The sequence below is a fragment of the Enterococcus sp. AZ095b genome (genome assembly GCF_051714725.1).
GTDB lineage: Bacteria > Bacillota > Bacilli > Lactobacillales > Enterococcaceae > Enterococcus_B > Enterococcus_B pernyi.
In genome coordinates this window covers 1,223,277-1,239,534 of record NZ_JBIOSL010000001.1, presented here as the reverse complement: position 1 = coordinate 1,239,534, position 16,258 = coordinate 1,223,277, and the positions used below count along the sequence as shown (strand labels likewise).

The following is a 16,258-nucleotide window of genomic DNA, read 5'->3' as shown; positions in this document are numbered from 1 at the left end:
GCAAAAAATCCTTTCATTCCCTTTCTGGTTCCACTTTCTCACTCACGTAAGTTTCTTCCAGATTTTCATTTACCCAATCTAACAACTCGATTTTCTCCCCTTCGATTTGCTTTTGAACTTCTGCTGGTAATCGAAAGTTCAAAATGTCATCATAACCCCACTCATCATATTGAATACTGACTTTCAAGTCAAGATATCCATTGACAATTTGATCATTTTTTAAAGGGAGCAACTCTACATTCGCACTGCCACTACTTACCCATTTCTGAGCAATACGTGTTTTGATTTGCTTATATTCGGCTACTGCAACGTTTCTTTTTTCAGGGAAAATAATGGTTTGACGTAGAATTTTTTGCGTCAACATCCATTCATAGTCCGTAAAAAGATTTTTCACTTTTTGCATGACCTCGGATGGTAAGTTTTGTTCACCACGCTTCCAAGCTTGCCAAGTTGTTTCATCCACCAATAGATAAGTATCTAAGAAATTTTCTTCTGTTTCAAATTGTTCGAGTAAAACACTCATAATAAGATCAACGTATACTTGATGCATCGCAATCTCCTCCTCCTTCTTATTCTACTTAAATTAAGGTAAAAAATCATCTATTAGAACATTTCTTTCACCTTTTTTTAGAAAGCAATTCTTCAAAACGATTGGAAGTCCTTTTTTTGATATAATAATAGCGAAACCAAGAGTATTCAACTAAATACCCTTATATTAAATATATCACGTCAAGGAGAGATGAAAAATGAAAAAATACCAATGGGGCATTGTCGGTCTAGGATCGATTGCTAACGAATTTGCAGAAAACTTCGATCAAACATCAAGTGAATTGGTTGCTGTTGCATCACGAACTTTGGAAAAAGCACAGGATTTTGCTACACGCCATTCTATCAAAAAAGCGTATGGCGATTATCATGAAATGTTGCAAGATGCTGAAGTTGATATCGTGTATATCGCCGTTCCGAATCGTCAACATATCGACTATATCCTTCCTGCCTTGGAAGCTGGGAAACATGTCTTATGCGAAAAAGCCATCACGATGAATAAGGCAGAACTTCAACAAGCCATCCAATTAGCCGAACAAAAACAGCTGATCTTGGCAGAAGCGATGACGATTTTCAACATGCCTTTGTATCATCAACTTCGTTCAATGATCGATTCAGGCAAGTTAGGTGCATTAAAGATGATCCAAGCACCTTTTGGCAGTTACAAAGAACCTGATCCGACCAACCGCTTCTTCAACCCTGATTTAGCAGGTGGAGCATTACTTGACATTGGAACCTATGCTGTTTCATTTGCTCGATTCTTTTTGAGCTCACAACCGGAAGTCATCGCCTCTCGTATGATTCCATTTAAAACAGGTGTCGATGAACAATCTGTAACGATCTTGCAAAATAAAGAAAATGAACTAGCTACGATCAACCTGACCTTCCAAGCAAAAATGCCAAAAGTCGGAATCGTTGCTTTTGAAAATGGGTATATCTCGATCAATGATTATCCTAGAGCTGACCAAGCTGAAATCATGTATACTGACGGTACAAAAGAATTGATCGAAAGTGGCCATCGTGCACAAGCAATGAATTATGAAATTGAAAATATGGTAAAAATGATCGAAGGAGAACTTCCAAACCGTTCCCTGTACTTAACCACCGAAGTGATTGCACTCTTAGATGATATGCAAGAGCATTGGAAGAATAACAAATAAACAAAATAAAAATAAGACGAAGCGAGAATGGTCTCCTTATCGCTTCGTCTTATTTGTTCACTTTTCCGCATCCACTATCATCTGCTGAGAAAATTCTACTTTTATTTCAATAAAACTTTTAAATGACTGTAAAAACTGAAACAATTCCGCACGATCCTCAAATTCACTTCGAGTAGTCGGCAATGGCATTTGACGATACATTCCATAGACCTCTTCGATCCGTGTCAATATTTCTTTGCCATCATTTGATTCAGAAAATGTCTCAGCTGTATAGATCAACAAGCCGTATATATGGTCGCTATAAGGCACTGGGTCCTGGATATAAGCTAAATTTTCTTGCATATCTTGGATCACATTGATCTGAGCCCGTCGCATAGAAAAATAGGTTTCATAGTATTGATTTTGTCTAAGCAAGTTATTCTCTTGGTGATTCCGTGCATATGCTTGACTTTCTCGAATATAAACTTGTAATTCTTTGCATAACCCTTGATTTTCGTAAGCTTCGCCAGAAAGCAAAAAGTCTGCCATATTCTTCAAAAGAAGACGAAATCGCTCTTCGATGATCATTTGATTTTCCTTTAAACGTTTTTTACTATCTGGCATATAGACATTAGATAACAAAGCAAAGCCTACACCAATGATCATCAAGGCTGCTTCGTTTGTGATCAATTGCCAACTCATACTTTGTTCACTAAGATAATGAGTGATCAAGACTGAGTTTACAACGATTCCTTCTGTCAATTTGAACCGCACGGCGATTGGAATAAAAAATAATAGAAAGACACTGAAACTGATGATTCGATAGCCCAAAAGTGTAAAACACATGTAGGCAATAAGCGTAGCGACAATAAATGCAGCGATTCGATAGATCCCAGTCATCAAGGTGGAGCGACGAGTATTCCCTACGCTTAACAACGCAATAATACCGGCAGATGGCCAGAATAATAAGGAAAAGTAGTTTGCAACCAACATGGAAGCAAATACACTGATGACCGTTTTTACCGTTCTCATTCCAATACGCATGATCGGCTCCTTTCTTTTTATTGAATTATACTAAATTCGTTCATGAAAAACTAGCAATCCAAGGTAAGTTTAGTTATGATATTGTAAAGAACGTAAAGGAGAGTATACTATGCAATTTGGACGCTTTCGACTTGGTATGCGTACAATGAAGAGTGCTTTAGCCGTTTTCTTATGTATTTTGATCTTTCATCTCTTTGACCGTGGCATTCCAATGATTGCTGCCCTATCTGCTGTTTTTTCCTTGCGCCAGGATTTGACTACGACCTTTTCTTTTGGTCGCTCGCGTATTATTGGCAATCTACTTGGTGGTGGATTAGGTATTTTCTATTTTTTTGTAAAAAGTTACTTCCACAATGATTTTTTAGTTGAACTGATCGTTCTCCCACTTTTAGTGATCATTGTGATCGTCTTATCTGACGGTATCAATAATAATTCTGGAATCATTGCTGCTATTGCAACATTATTACTGATCTCTTTAAGTATCCCTCAAGGAGAGTCAGCCTTCTATGCGATTGAGCGGGTTTTCGATACATTTATCGGGACATTTATTGCTATCGGTATCAATTTTTGCTTGCGTCCGCCAGAAGTTGAAAAAAAAGAAGAGATTGTCGAGGACTTAGAACAATTAAGAAAAAAAGAGCAGGCTTTACTTGAAAGTCTTGAAGAAGTAAAAGCACAGATCCGTGAGCAAAATGAAAATAAATAGCGAACCAACAAAAGACTCAAAGGACATGATCCTTTGAGTCTTTCTTAAGTTATTCTTTCGGTTCATTTGATCCTTCATAGACATTCAATTGTCTAGAATTTCCACGAGTGGAAAGATTCTCAATGATATCTTTGATGTCCAATCCAGTTGTTTCTTTCAACGTTTCTTGTGTCGTCGACAACAAGTTTGTCGCATAGCTTGTCACTCGATTGGCGCCACCTGCTTCACCTGAGGAGTTTCCTGTATCAACAACAGAGATTTTTTCGATATTGCCTAGCGGTTGTGCCGCTTCACGCATCAATTGAGGCAACATTTCGATCACCATGCTAAGCACAGCAGCTTCTCCATATTCTTTGAACGCATCTGCGATTTTTTGTTTTGCTTCTGCTTCCGCTTTCCCTTTTGCTAACGTGGCTTCTGCCTCGGCTTGTCCAGCTAAACGAGTTTGGTTGGCTTGGGCTTGGGCTAAGGCTTCGATTCTAAATTGTTCTGCTTCTGCCTCAGTCACTTCTTTGACTTTTTGTGCTTGGGCTTCTTGTTCTTTGGCGTAACGATCCGCATCGGCTTTTTTCTTCACTTCAGAATCGTATTGTTTTTCACGACGAATGATTTCTTTTTCTTCTAATTCGATTTGTTTTTGACGTTCGACGACTTTTACTTGCATCTCTTGTTCGATTACTTGTTGTTGTTCTCTGGCACTTTCTAAATTATACGCTTGGTCAGCTTTTGCTCGTGCCACATCTTGCTCCTGTTTATAGGCAGCTAATTTCAATTCTTTTTCTTTTAAAGATTCGGCGATCTCTGTTTGGCGTTGTAATTCTGCGGCTTGAGATTCTTTCTCTGCTTCCGCCTTTTTGATACGCGTTTCTTTTAGTGCTTCTGCTTCTGCAATATCTGCATCACGTTTGACTTGAGCAATCCGTGGTTTCCCCAAAGAATCCAAATAACCATTTTTATCACGGACTTCTTTGATCGTGAACGAAACAATGATCAAGCCCATTTTTGCTAGATCCACCGAGGCAACTTCTTGCACACTTTGGCTGAATTTGTCACGATTTTGGTAAATTTCTTCTACTGTCATCGAACCTAGGATCGACCGCAAATGACCTTCTAAGACTTCACGGGCTTCATTTTCAAGTTCTTCTCGCGTTTTCCCTAGAAATTGTTCCGCTGCTGTCGCAATTTCTTCGACAGAAGAACCGATCTTGATGATCGAAGTACCGTCACACATCACCGGCACACCCTGCTCTGTATAAACTTCTGGGGTAGACACGTCTAATTTGCTTGATAATAAACTGATGCGATTCGAACGTTGGAAAACTGGTAATACGAATGCACCTCCACCGCGGACGATTTTGATTTTATTGTTACTCTCGTCGGCATGGACATTTTTACTTCCCAAGTAACTACCACTGATGATCAATGCTTCGTCAGGCTTTGCCGTTTGGTACTTAGCGACAAAGACGATTAATAACATTAAAACGATCAACACTGCTAAAACAATTGCAACAAACACTCCAGATATTTCCATTTCTTCCACTCCTTTACATTTTCAACATACTTTCGTACGGTGTAACATAACAAACACGGTCTCTTACTTCAATGATCAAAACCTTTTCGCCACGTCCGATCATTTTCTCTTGGGGCGTATAAAAACAAGCAGGGCGACTGATTGAACCAGTAACACTTTTTAATTGGATTTCTCCCATTCCCTGGATCGGTATCGGGGTCACCACTGTCGCGATTTGACCTTCTAATGTTTTTTCAGAAATTGATAGCGTCGATTCTGCGTGCTTCATCGGCATCAAGATATAAAAATTCAACAAAAAAACTAAAACGGTTGCAATAATCGCGCTGATCACGAAAATCACTAATGAGGACTGGTTGGTCAAGGATTCACCTAAATAACCTAATAAACTGGTAAAAGTCAACCAGGGAACGATCAGCATCGGATCAATAGGTCCATCGAAATCAAAGACATCTCCAAAAATAACAAGTAACACTGCAACCCCAGCGCATATGAGTAAAACGTACCAGTAAATCGTGATGATTGCGATTCCTCCTATCATCTCATTCGCCTCCTTTGTGTACAAGATTATCATATCATACTAACCTATATAATTAACCTACTTTGGATAAAGTTTTCACTTTTAGTCCGCTTGGTTTTGGATTATACTAACAAAGGAGGTGAACGAATGAAAAATTTAAAAAAACTATGGGGTACATTGATCTCTATAGTTGTTTTTGGCGCAATTGGCTTTATCGGAATGGATCTATTGAATGTAGAACAACCGATCTCAAGTGATTACAGTGAATCTAGTTATACTGCTTCAATCGAGAGTGAAGCGGGAGTTTCTACTGACCAACGATCAAACATGAATACATATAGTATGGAATCTTCTGATAAACCAGTCGAAAGTACACGCAAAAGTGAAGCTACTATCACAAGTAGTATACCTGACTCATCTGAGCCAAGAAACAACGGCTTACCTCAAGAAGAAGACTTAGCACCGACTGGAAACAATCCTGGGCCACAAGAATTAGGAACAGCTTCCTTTGATGTGGCTGAGCTCTCAACAAACAAAGGATGGATCGAGTATCATGAGCTTGATCGATTAGGACGTCCCACTGGTGCGGCTGCCTTATTGGAAAAATCAATGATCAATACAGGAACCAGCGCAAACCGTGACATCCGTCCTCCTGGATTTATTTCTGGACCCAGATATGATCATTCTCGCGGACATCTGATCGCTAAACAGTTCGGTGGTAGTGGCGACGACGAAAGAAATCTAGTTACTTTGTTTCAATTCCCAGTAAATGATCCTTACATGAACTACTATGAACTAAAAATCCGTAAGGCGTTGAATCATGGTGAAACTGTACGCTATCGTGTTACTCCACATTATGTTGGCGATGAACTCATCCCTGAAAGTGTCGAGTTAGAGGCAAAAGGAACAGGCAATAACCCAACGATTGATTTTACGGTATTGATACCAAATAAAAAGTAGGTGAAACGATTGTTTGAACAATTGAAGCAAAATCGTACATTAGAAGAAACACTCGCATGGCTGGAAGAAAACGAGCTGTTCGATTATGAGGAACTTGTGTTTTTCCCTTCTTACCAACATTTCAAAGCTAGTATTCTGCGAACAATCGATTATAACTCCCTGGATGAAGCGGAGGTCGCGAATCTCCTTTCATCCTTTCACTTGGTGGCTCGTACGATCGATGGTGATTATCTCTTAGCAAATGAAAAAACGGTTTGTTTGTTTCCTCGCTCTCACCAAAAAGAAGAAATCCAGCGATTTAATGGGAGTTTTGCCGATTTACTAATAAGATACGCAAACTCTTCGAAATCGATTGTCGAATTTTTTTAACTTTCTACTAACTAAGGTTGCTCGCATTAACAATGACAAACTGGGGCTTTATCTTTGAACATTTAACAAAAAACGTATCGCGTATGTTTAGGTATATAAAACAAAAAAACGTCCGAAATGATCATTCTCATTTCGGACGTTTTTACTAACTTATTTTATAAACTAGTTTCTTCTTCCAACGTTACTTGGGTTTAGTGTGAATAAAAAGCACCTAGTTACTTTGGTATCCTTCTATGTTTTTTTCAATAATATGAATGATCAAGCACCTACCCTGTAACTTCTAGCTGATAAAACATATTTTTCGATTTCTACTAAGAAGAATAAAAGTAATCCAGGTAAAAGACTGATGACGACTTCCGTACTTGATAGTAGGTTTGTTCCTAAAGCCATTCTTAATGGTGGGAACCAGATCATCGCAGCTTGAAGCAAAATCATGATCCCAATTGAATAAAACAATGCGGTATTTTTCCATAATCCTCTATCTAAACTAAATTCGCTGATCCTACGACAATTGATCATATAGAAGGCCTGACCAAACACCATCGCATTGATCAACACCGTCTGACGTGCATCGTTTGAGACATATTCCATCGCAGTTAAGCCTAAGATCGTCAAGATCATCCCTACATATAAAATGCGCACCAACGCATATCGTGACAAAATCCGTTCATTCAATGGTCGTGGTCGTCGACTCATCACTTGTTTTTCTGCCCGTTCAAATCCTAAAGCATAGGACAAGGTGATCGAAGCAACTAGATTCAACCATAGGATTTGCACAGTCGTCAAAGGTAATGGGGAGTTTCCGATCAATGAGAATAGTAACAATAATCCTTGCGCCAAACATGTTGGTAAATAAAAGAGAATCGTTTTCTTCAAGTTGTCGAATATCCGACGTCCTTCTTTGACTGCATAAGCGATCGTCTCAAAATTATCATCGACTAAAACCATATCTGCTGCTTGCTTACTAACATCGCTCCCTTTGATTCCCATAGCAATCCCGACGTCAGCTTTTTTCAATGCTGGTGCATCATTTACACCATCGCCGGTCATCCCAACAATTTCACCTTGCGCTTGCAGATAAGAAACGATTGCCAATTTGTGTTCTGGTGTCGTTCGCGCAAATACATCGTTTTCACTTACTGCGCGTTGCCATTGTTGCTCTGACAGTTGATTCAGCTCTTTTCCTGTGATTGCTGTTTGATGATTTTGCAATCCTAGTTGTTTTGCGATGGCTTTCGCTGTCAGTGGATGATCGCCTGTGATCATTTTGACACGTATTCCAGCTTGTTGCATTGATTTCACTGCTTCGATTGCTGACTCTTTTGGTGGGTCGATCACACCGCATAAGCCAATCATCGTCAATGCTTCATCTAGTGCATCATGAGATAAGTCTTCATCGCCGATTTCTTTCATCGCAAAAGCTAACACACGTTGCCCTTGACTCGCTAAATCCTCATTTTTCTTATGCCAACGTTTTTTATCGATCGACTGGCTCATACCTCTAGCATCCATTTGTTGTCCCGCTTTTTCGATCAATACATCCGGTGCACCTTTTACGAACAAGATTTTCTTGCCATTGATCTCATGAACAGTTCCCATGTATTTATACGCTGAATCAAAAGGAATTTTGGCAATAGGTGAATGGATTATTGCCTGTTGCGTATTTGTATAACGTAATAATGCAAGTTCTGTTGCATTTCCTGTTTCAGGACAATCCCCATCTGCTAATTGTGTTTCTTGACAATTATGCATCGCTTGTAACAAATATTCTTCGACTTTTGTATGTGATACTTGTGCAAATGATTCAGGCGTATACCAATCATTTAGTGTCGCTATATGAACTAAAGACATTTCATTTTTTGTCAATGTCCCTGTCTTATCTGAACAAATAACCGTCATCGCACCTAAGGTTTCTACTGTAGGCAATGTTTTTACGATGGCATTCTTCTTTGCCATTCGATTCACGCCAATCGACAAAATGATCGTTAAAATCGACGGCAGGCCTTCTGGAATCGAAGAAACGATCAAAGCAATGATCGCCGTAGCGATATAGCCCCATGTCATACCATAATAAAAATACGAAACAAGAGCAATTAACAAAATCAACGCACTGATTCCTTTAAATATACTTGTATTCATTTCCTTGATTTTCTTCAATAACGGGGTTTCTTGTTCTTCAACAGTTGATAAAGAATGACTGATTTTACCGATTTGAGTATTCGAACCTACTTCAACAACGACACCTAATCCATTGCCAGATTCAACTTTAGTGCCCGAAAAAGCCATATTTACTTGTTCAGCTAATTCTGTATTTTCAGGTAAGCTATCAACAGTTTTACTGACAGAATGTGTTTCTCCTGTTAAAATCGCCTCATCCACTTGTAAATTGAATGATTCGATGATCCGAACATCTGCTGGTACGATATCTCCAGCAGTCAAGACTACTTGATCGCCGACGACCAAGTCTGCCGGATCGATCTCTCGTTTTTTTCCATCTTCTAAAATCACTGCTTTATCACTTAATAATCCTTTGATACTATCTAAAGAAGAAGCTGCTTTTCGTTCTTGGAAGTACCCGATCATCGCATTTAGAAAAACAACTAAAAAGATCATGCCACCTTCCATCAATGCACCAGTTGCAACTTTCAATATCGCTGCCCCTAATAAGATGTACATCAACGCATCATGGAAATAAGATAAGAATTTTTGCCATTCTGGTGTTTGATCTTTTTCTTCCATTTTATTTTTTCCATATTTTTTTTGACGTTCCAGCCGATCACTCTCTGTGATATATTCTGTGACTTGAACTTGTTTGATTGTTTCTTCCGTTGACTTGTTATACCATTCCATACTTTTTCTCCTCCAACACTAACTAATCTATAATCAGCTTACAGGTTAGAGTAACTCTAAGGTCAAGGGTTTCGTGTAAATAATTTAAAAATACTCGCCTTTTTGAATCAACTAATAGTAAAATGAGGAACAGATATAAAGTATAAATAAATCAAACGGAAGTGAATCGATTGAAAATCAATGAATTAGCAAAATTATATGATATTACCCCACATACTTTACGTTACTATGAAAAAATCGGTTTGATCCAACCAGATTATGACGATAACGGTTATCGAAATTATTCGTACAAAGAATTAGAACAACTAAATACGATTCGCGATCTGCGATATTTTGATGTTTCTTTGCCTGAGATCGTCGAATATCTGAATAATAAAAATATCGATCGAACAAAAGAACTTTTACGATTTGAAATTGATTCTTTGCATCGTTTGATTGCAGAATCAAAAGAAAAAATCTCCTTATTAGATGATCGCTTACAGTTGATCTATGAAGTAGAAGATACTCCATTCAATCAACCGATCGTGATGGAACATCAATTACGTCAAGTAATCAAAGACGATGAAATGACGACTAGCGATGATGTCGATTACGCATTGAAACAGCTGCATAAAAAACATGAGAAACAACTCAGTGCCAACAATCAAAATTTATTTGGAAGTATCTTACATGAAGAGTCAGAGTCTTTTGCCTATCAAGTCTTTTATTTCTATCCAGAAACTGCCTCTTTGATCAATGAGGTGTCCACGTTACCATCCGGGAAATACTTGGCCTACACTTACCAAGGAGCCTATGAGCAACAAGTCACAGGCATTCAAGAAATGAAAAAATATGCACAAACACATCAACTAGAATTAAAGAGTCCATTTTATGAACTCTATCTCGTAGATTTCCATGAAACCAATGACCAGAATGAATTTATTACACGCTTAGAAGTATTGATCCAGTAACCAACTATTTATCTAAAAAACACCACAAAAAAACAGCCAAAAGAGAGTAAAGCTACGAGTTGCTTCTTCCTTTTGGCTGTTCATTTATTCTTTTTTACGCATGATAACGTTCAATACCATCTAAATAAGTGGCATCTAAGGTCATGTCAGGATTCAAGACGATGAAATCAGCATCTCTTCCTTTAGCAATCTTTCCACATGTATCGTCGATCTTACAGCTAACTGCAGGAACGTACGTAGCCATCATGATGGCTTGTTCTGGTGTAGCTAAGCCCCAATCTACGACATTTTTGATTGCTTCTTTTAATCTTAGAATACTTCCAGCTAGATTTCCAGATTCTAAACGAGCTGTTCCATCTTTTACGACTACTGGGAACTCACCTAAATTGTAATTACCATCAGGCATCCCCCCAGCCATCATGCAATCCGTGATCAAAGCCACATGTTCATGTCCTGCTTTTTCCATCAGGATCTGTGCTGCATTTGGATGGACATGGTGACCGTCACAAATCAACTCAGAAAATACGTGATCCAATGATAATAATGCGCCGACCATACCTGGCTCACGATGGTTCAAGCCACGCATCCCGTTAAACGCATGAACAAACACGCTTGCACCTGCTTCAACAGCTGCTTGTGCTTCATTGATCGTTGCATTACTATGACCTAAAGCAACTACAACGCCTTCATCTGTCACTTGTTTTACAAATTCTTCGACACCTGCGCGTTCTGGTGCTAATGCGATTTTTTTGATCAATCCGCCTGAAACTTCTTGCCATTCATTGAAGACTGCCAAATCAGGGTCGCCAAAATAACTTGGGTTTTGCGCGCCTTTATGCTCTTCTGTAAAGAATGGTCCTTCAAAATAGATCCCTTTGATTTTAGCGCCAGGAGCTTCATGGTACATTTTTCCGATCGTCTCTGCCACATCTCTTAGACGTTCTTTACTAGAGGTTAATGTTGTAGGTAAAAAGGCAGTTACCCCACAAGATAACAGACCTTCTGACATAGCTTTGATTCCTTCTGCGTCATTATCCATAACATCGTGATTCATAAACCCATGAATATGTGTGTCTACAAGTCCAGGGGCGATCCATTTACCGCTTTGATCAATGATCGTTACTTCACCAACTGGTTTTTCTGAAAGATATTCGCCAAAAAGCCCATCAGTGATTTCAAGATATCCAGCGTTTTTCACACCAGATGCTAAAAAGAATTTGTCAGCATAGATATAAGTTCTCATTCTATTCTCTCCTTTGATGATCTACCTTTAAATTACTCTTATTTACGAAAGAAGTCAAGAATGGTCTACACCATTTATATACTTTTAGCAATCTTTTTTACTGCTTGAGCTAATTCTTCATAAAACAATGCTTTTGACAGTTCATTTTGCTGTTTGTAGATCAAACTTTTTAGAATAAATAAATCATTTAAATAATAATAGCTATTTTTTTCTTGTGCCCAACGAATCCCTTGATTCACTTGTTCAAGGGCTGCTTGGCGTTCTCCTTGATGAAATAGAAAACTACCATAATTATAAAAAATCTGGGTCAATTCGCTTTTGTTGTGCTCGTTGATCGTATCATGTAAGAGTTGGACGCTACGACTTAAATAATATCTTGCTTCTGTACTTCTCCCTGCAACCCCATAGACTTTACCAATACAGCTGATCAATTGGATCTCTATATCACAGACATGTGTCCGATCTTTTTGGCTGGAGTAAGTCAATGCTTCTTTCAAGTAACTAAGTGCCTTTACTAGGTTTTTCCTTAATGTAAATTCACAAACACCTAAATAATAATAATACCGTTGAAAATCCTCAGCTGAATAGAGATTCTCTGTCACCTTCGCTGATTTTAGTTCTTGTTCTAATTTACGATAATCTCTTTTTAAAAAGTAAAGATCCAGAAGATCAAACTGTCTAGTTGCTGCTCGAATCTTGTCCTTGGATAAGTTCATTACATAATCGATCGTTACACCAAGCCTGTGACAGATCTGAGCCATCACTAATACATTTGGTAACTCTTCGTTATTTTCGATTCTACTCAGCACACTTTGAGAACAAATGCCTTGTGAAAGCATTTGTTGAGTCATTTTTTGTTCTTTTCGGATTTCTTTGATGATCGTACCAAAGGAATCGACTAATGCTTCCATAAGTATCCCCCTCTCAAAAAAATATGCGTATTCGCATGACTACATGTATTGTACTTGACTACTTTGTAAACTTCAAGAAAAGTCCAATAGCAACGAATCATTTTTCAAAAATTGACATTAAAAAAACGCCTCGGTATCGGGACGGCTTTTAGGTGAAGTCGTATTTACTTTATAAAAAAATTTGCCAATCACATCGTTTTTACTACTCGTTGGCTCTTACTCGAAACTGGTTATTTGCAGGTGTCAAATGAGAATAAAACTCAGACAAAAACGGTTGATTTAGTGAAGTAAGCAAATGCCCATAAGAATCGTTGATTCCAATTGTTATAGTGATTCACTTACTTCATAAAATCTTGATTTATCCCGTCAGTTACTCGCTTACGCTTAAAACTACCTACTTAATACACACGCACAACAGCCAAAATATGACATTTCCTATCTTTGTCGGTAGGTTGTCAGGAATTCACGCATTTTTTTCGCCGTTACTTTTAGATCGTCTAATTTTGGTAAGTAAACGATTCTGAAGTGGTCTGGATCAGGCCAGTTAAAACCGCCTCCGTGAACAAGTAAAATCTTATGCTCGTGCAGAAAATCTAATACGAACTGCTCATCATTGGTAATATTGAAGCGTTTCGTATCGATTTTTGGAAAGATATAAAAAGCTGCTTTCGGCTTAACCGCTGATAATCCAGGGATATCATTGATTGCATTATAAATGTATTCTCTTTGTTCGTAGATCCGTCCACCTGGCAATAGCAATTCATCCACACTTTGGTAGCCCCCTAGGGCAGTTTGGATGATTTGTTGTGACAGAACATTTGAACAAAGACGCATAGAGGAAAGCATATTCAACCCTTCGATATAGCCTTTTACATTTGATTTGTCACCACTCAACACCATCCAGCCGACACGGAATCCCGCCACACGATGTGATTTAGATAGGCCATTCAATGTGACAACGAATAGATCAGGTGCTAAAGTCGCAATCGGGATATGCTCTAAGCCATCCATCACTAAACGATCATAGATTTCGTCTGAATAAATGATCAATTGATGTTCTCGTGCGATTTTCACGATTTCTTCTAATAATTCTTTCGGATATAAAGCTCCTGTTGGATTATTAGGATTGATGATCACGATTGCCTTTGTCCGGCTGGTAACTTTAGATTTGATATCCTCAATATCTGGATACCATTCGGCTTGTTCATCGCATACATAATGAACTGGTTTTCCTCCAGCCAAAGAAACAGAAGCTGTCCATAAAGGATAATCTGGCATTGGCACTAATACTTCATCGCCATTGTCCAACAGCCCTTGCATACACATCGTGATCAGCTCACTGACCCCATTACCAGTATAGATATCATTGATCGTCACATTTGGAAATTTTTTCAATTGACAATACTGTTCAATCGCTTTTCGTGCAGAAAAAATCCCTTTTGAATCCGAATAGCCTTCTGAATCTCTGGCATTCATGATCAAATCACGGATCACTTCATTTGGTGCCTCAAATCCAAATGGTGCTGGATTTCCCGTATTCAATTTTAATATACTGATGCCCTCTTCTTGCATTCGTTCTGCTTCTTCAAGAACCGGTCCGCGGACATCGTAACTTACGCCTTCTAATTTGTTGGATTTTTCAAATTCTCTCATAGTGATCCAATCCCTCGTTTCAAAAAAGTTAGAAATTTCTGATTATACCCATTTATTTCCATATCATACTCCATTCATCTGGATTTTGCCACCGTTTTAAAGAAATCCTAGATGAAAATCAACTTTTTTTACTTTTATTTCTCATGCCGATCGTTCCAAAGATTTGCTGCCCAATCCATAGCAATTCCGATAATCACACCTAAGAATATCCCCATGGTCAATTGTCCAAATGCAGATCCAGCCACCATTCCTAAAATTGAAAATTCCCCATCATATTTATTCATGATTTTCCTCTTTCATATCTTGACATCTATTTCGTTACTCGCTATGATTAAAGTGTTGTTTCTTGCAGACGTGATGGAACGGCAGACATGCAAGATTGAGGGTCTTGTGAGCGTAAGCTCGTGTGGGTTCAAATCCCATCGTCTGCATAAATAAGTAAAACTCATGGTTTATGCCATGAGTTTTTTTGTTTGTTATTAAAAAAACAAGGCAGTTCATCGAGTCAATTTACAATTTTTCTACCTATATAAGAGTAATCCATTAGTTCTTGATATCGAACATTGACTTTGTTCTCTCATTTGATGATCTTCTGTTTAGGGAAGAGACTATTTTCAAAAGCGACAACAATGTTTGATTTTTCTAATACCGTGTAGTCTTTGACGACAAATTGCTTGCGGTTATTATAGTAGCCTTTCACAAATATCTTCATTCCTTCATCTACATCGGCAATAAAATTAAGACTATGATTAGCAATCAAGCAATTCTCTGAGCCTAAAGTAAAACGGATCAGTGGTCGTTCCCCTAGTTTGATCGTTCTGATTTTTGAGACTGTTCCATATTTTCTTTCCATTGTCATCTCTCCCCTCATCACCATTATACGAACAAATGTTCCGTTTTTCAAGTGATTTTCCTTGGAAAAACAACTCTAAAAAAGTATCTTTAACGTCTACTTATTCACTTGGCGATCAACGATTTGTTGAGATTTTTCCGCCGTTTGCTTTGCATCGTTTCTCGCTTTTTCTAATTGTGCGATATAACTTCTCAAATTACTATTTTCTGCTGAAATAGTTTCTAATTGTTTCTTCGCGGTTGCTAAATCAGTTTGCAAATTTGTTTTTTCTCGATTTAATTGGCTGATTTGTTCGTTTAATTGATTAACAGTACTTTGCATCTCTGTATATTTGCCCTGGATTTCTTGAAGTCTAGTATTCCATTGACTATTTAGGGTATTGATTTCGTTTATTTTTTGAGTTATTTCATTGATCTTATTGTTGATTTCGATTTGTTTGTCATTTAATTGATTTTCTTTACTAGTTAATTGGTTTTGTAAATTTGCATGTTCAGCAACCAATTGGCTTTTTTGCGTTTCCAAGTCAGTGATCTTTGTTTGGTATTCTTGCGCTTTTGTTTGTATATTTTGAAGATCTTGATTTTTTATTGCTAATTGACTATTTAAGTCAGTGATTTTTTGGTCATGGCTTGTTAACTGTTGATCAAGTTTTTCTAAATTTTCGTTGATCTTAGTGATATCAGATTCTCCACCCCAGAATAAAACTTCTCCTGCAAACCGTGTGCCCGTATAACCAATAGCCCCTAGCAACAATGCAATCAATCCAGTAATCATCCATTTTTTTTTCATGTTCTTCTCCTTAATAAATATTATTATTTTATAACCAGCTAAATCTAATCTTTTACTTGTCTATTGTCAAGACATATCTATTTTAAATTTTCAAATTCTATAAAACGTTGAAATGAAAGGACTATAAATTAAATTACAGGCAATATTTTAGTACAAATTCTTTAATTGTTTTATAATAATAGTATGTCATATAGGAA

General features: G+C 37.9%; 16 protein-coding genes and 1 tRNA gene. 6 read left to right on the top strand and 11 right to left on the bottom strand.

What is annotated here, in order from left to right; genetic code table 11:
• Positions 1-13 precede the first annotated feature (13 nt).
• Entirely contained in the window at positions 14-550 is a 537-nt protein-coding gene (locus IGJ99_RS05960; protein WP_010735694.1) for a hypothetical protein, read from the bottom strand.
• Positions 551-746: 196 nt separating this feature from the next.
• Between IGJ99_RS05960 and IGJ99_RS05955 the strand changes: the two genes are divergently transcribed.
• On the top strand, positions 747-1,706 hold the full coding sequence (locus tag IGJ99_RS05955; RefSeq protein ID WP_010735695.1) for a Gfo/Idh/MocA family protein: 960 nt from the start codon (positions 747-749) through the stop codon (positions 1,704-1,706).
• Between the two features lie 57 nt (positions 1,707-1,763).
• Here the strand turns inward: IGJ99_RS05955 and IGJ99_RS05950 are convergent, their stop codons facing one another.
• A complete protein-coding gene (locus tag IGJ99_RS05950; protein WP_062805369.1) occupies positions 1,764-2,729 on the bottom strand; it encodes an aromatic acid exporter family protein in 966 nt (321 codons plus the stop codon).
• Positions 2,730-2,838: 109 nt separating this feature from the next.
• On the opposite strand from IGJ99_RS05950, the gene IGJ99_RS05945 reads away from it, so the two are divergent.
• Complete coding sequence (locus tag IGJ99_RS05945; RefSeq protein WP_010735697.1) at positions 2,839-3,435, top strand: FUSC family protein; 597 nt, start codon at positions 2,839-2,841, stop codon at positions 3,433-3,435.
• Between the two features lie 49 nt (positions 3,436-3,484).
• Here IGJ99_RS05945 and IGJ99_RS05940 read toward each other — a convergent pair whose 3' ends face one another.
• Entirely contained in the window at positions 3,485-4,966 is a 1,482-nt protein-coding gene (locus IGJ99_RS05940) for a flotillin family protein (RefSeq protein ID WP_019723963.1), read from the bottom strand.
• A gap of 13 nt (positions 4,967-4,979) precedes the next feature.
• Positions 4,980-5,504 carry a hypothetical protein gene (locus IGJ99_RS05935; protein WP_438747882.1) on the bottom strand — a complete coding sequence of 175 codons (525 nt, stop codon included), beginning with the start codon at positions 5,502-5,504 and terminating at the stop codon, positions 4,980-4,982.
• A gap of 126 nt (positions 5,505-5,630) precedes the next feature.
• Here IGJ99_RS05935 and IGJ99_RS05930 point away from each other — a divergent pair, with 126 nt between their 5' ends.
• Positions 5,631-6,443: a DNA/RNA non-specific endonuclease gene (locus tag IGJ99_RS05930; RefSeq protein WP_438770676.1), complete on the top strand. Its 813-nt coding sequence runs from the start codon at positions 5,631-5,633 to the stop codon at positions 6,441-6,443.
• Between the two features lie 9 nt (positions 6,444-6,452).
• Positions 6,453-6,812 (top strand): hypothetical protein, encoded by a 360-nt coding sequence (locus tag IGJ99_RS05925; protein ID WP_023519508.1) that lies wholly within the window; start codon positions 6,453-6,455, stop codon positions 6,810-6,812.
• Positions 6,813-7,070: 258 nt separating this feature from the next.
• On the opposite strand, the gene IGJ99_RS05920 is transcribed toward IGJ99_RS05925, so the two are convergent.
• Positions 7,071-9,662 carry an HAD-IC family P-type ATPase gene (locus IGJ99_RS05920; protein ID WP_438747880.1) on the bottom strand — a complete coding sequence of 864 codons (2,592 nt, stop codon included), beginning with the start codon at positions 9,660-9,662 and terminating at the stop codon, positions 7,071-7,073.
• A gap of 161 nt (positions 9,663-9,823) precedes the next feature.
• Here IGJ99_RS05920 and IGJ99_RS05915 point away from each other — a divergent pair, with 161 nt between their 5' ends.
• Complete coding sequence (locus IGJ99_RS05915) at positions 9,824-10,612, top strand: MerR family transcriptional regulator (RefSeq protein WP_232092493.1); 789 nt, start codon at positions 9,824-9,826, stop codon at positions 10,610-10,612.
• 94 nt (positions 10,613-10,706) lie between these two features.
• Here the strand turns inward: IGJ99_RS05915 and nagA are convergent, their stop codons facing one another.
• The 4 genes from nagA to IGJ99_RS05895 all read right to left on the bottom strand — a co-directional run bounded on the left by nagA (position 10,707) and on the right by IGJ99_RS05895 (position 14,703).
• On the bottom strand, positions 10,707-11,855 hold the full coding sequence (gene nagA / locus IGJ99_RS05910; RefSeq protein ID WP_375152217.1) for an N-acetylglucosamine-6-phosphate deacetylase: 1,149 nt from the start codon (positions 11,853-11,855) through the stop codon (positions 10,707-10,709).
• Between the two features lie 74 nt (positions 11,856-11,929).
• A complete protein-coding gene (locus tag IGJ99_RS05905) occupies positions 11,930-12,766 on the bottom strand; it encodes a helix-turn-helix domain-containing protein (RefSeq protein ID WP_010735706.1) in 837 nt (278 codons plus the stop codon).
• Positions 12,767-13,201: 435 nt separating this feature from the next.
• On the bottom strand, positions 13,202-14,419 hold the full coding sequence (locus tag IGJ99_RS05900; RefSeq protein ID WP_023519505.1) for a pyridoxal phosphate-dependent aminotransferase: 1,218 nt from the start codon (positions 14,417-14,419) through the stop codon (positions 13,202-13,204).
• Positions 14,420-14,553: 134 nt separating this feature from the next.
• Positions 14,554-14,703, bottom strand: a complete 150-nt coding sequence (locus IGJ99_RS05895) for a hypothetical protein (RefSeq protein ID WP_438770675.1) — start codon at positions 14,701-14,703, stop codon at positions 14,554-14,556.
• Positions 14,704-14,767: 64 nt separating this feature from the next.
• Here IGJ99_RS05895 and IGJ99_RS05890 point away from each other — a divergent pair.
• A tRNA-Leu gene (locus IGJ99_RS05890) sits at positions 14,768-14,850 on the top strand.
• A 146-nt stretch (positions 14,851-14,996) separates the two neighbouring features.
• Here IGJ99_RS05890 and IGJ99_RS05885 read toward each other — a convergent pair.
• On the bottom strand, positions 14,997-15,272 hold the full coding sequence (locus IGJ99_RS05885) for a hypothetical protein (RefSeq protein ID WP_034691354.1): 276 nt from the start codon (positions 15,270-15,272) through the stop codon (positions 14,997-14,999).
• A 96-nt stretch (positions 15,273-15,368) separates the two neighbouring features.
• Positions 15,369-16,061, bottom strand: a complete 693-nt coding sequence (locus IGJ99_RS05880; protein WP_010735710.1) for a hypothetical protein — start codon at positions 16,059-16,061, stop codon at positions 15,369-15,371.
• Between the last annotated feature and the right edge of the window lie 197 nt (positions 16,062-16,258).

Coding starts and splice junctions, on each gene's coding strand:
- IGJ99_RS05960 (WP_010735694.1), bottom strand. CDS start 550: ATGCATCAAGTATACGTTGATCTTATTATGAGTGTTTTACTCGAACAA.
- IGJ99_RS05955 (WP_010735695.1), top strand. CDS start 747: ATGAAAAAATACCAATGGGGCATTGTCGGTCTAGGATCGATTGCTAAC.
- IGJ99_RS05950 (WP_062805369.1), bottom strand. CDS start 2,729: ATGCGTATTGGAATGAGAACGGTAAAAACGGTCATCAGTGTATTTGCT.
- IGJ99_RS05945 (WP_010735697.1), top strand. CDS start 2,839: ATGCAATTTGGACGCTTTCGACTTGGTATGCGTACAATGAAGAGTGCT.
- IGJ99_RS05940 (WP_019723963.1), bottom strand. CDS start 4,966: ATGGAAATATCTGGAGTGTTTGTTGCAATTGTTTTAGCAGTGTTGATC.
- IGJ99_RS05935 (WP_438747882.1), bottom strand. CDS start 5,504: ATGATAGGAGGAATCGCAATCATCACGATTTACTGGTACGTTTTACTC.
- IGJ99_RS05930 (WP_438770676.1), top strand. CDS start 5,631: ATGAAAAATTTAAAAAAACTATGGGGTACATTGATCTCTATAGTTGTT.
- IGJ99_RS05920 (WP_438747880.1), bottom strand. CDS start 9,662: ATGGAATGGTATAACAAGTCAACGGAAGAAACAATCAAACAAGTTCAA.
- nagA (WP_375152217.1), bottom strand. CDS start 11,855: ATGAGAACTTATATCTATGCTGACAAATTCTTTTTAGCATCTGGTGTG.
- IGJ99_RS05905 (WP_010735706.1), bottom strand. CDS start 12,766: ATGGAAGCATTAGTCGATTCCTTTGGTACGATCATCAAAGAAATCCGA.
- IGJ99_RS05900 (WP_023519505.1), bottom strand. CDS start 14,419: ATGAGAGAATTTGAAAAATCCAACAAATTAGAAGGCGTAAGTTACGAT.
- IGJ99_RS05895 (WP_438770675.1), bottom strand. CDS start 14,703: ATGAATAAATATGATGGGGAATTTTCAATTTTAGGAATGGTGGCTGGA.
- IGJ99_RS05885 (WP_034691354.1), bottom strand. CDS start 15,272: ATGGAAAGAAAATATGGAACAGTCTCAAAAATCAGAACGATCAAACTA.
- IGJ99_RS05880 (WP_010735710.1), bottom strand. CDS start 16,061: ATGAAAAAAAAATGGATGATTACTGGATTGATTGCATTGTTGCTAGGG.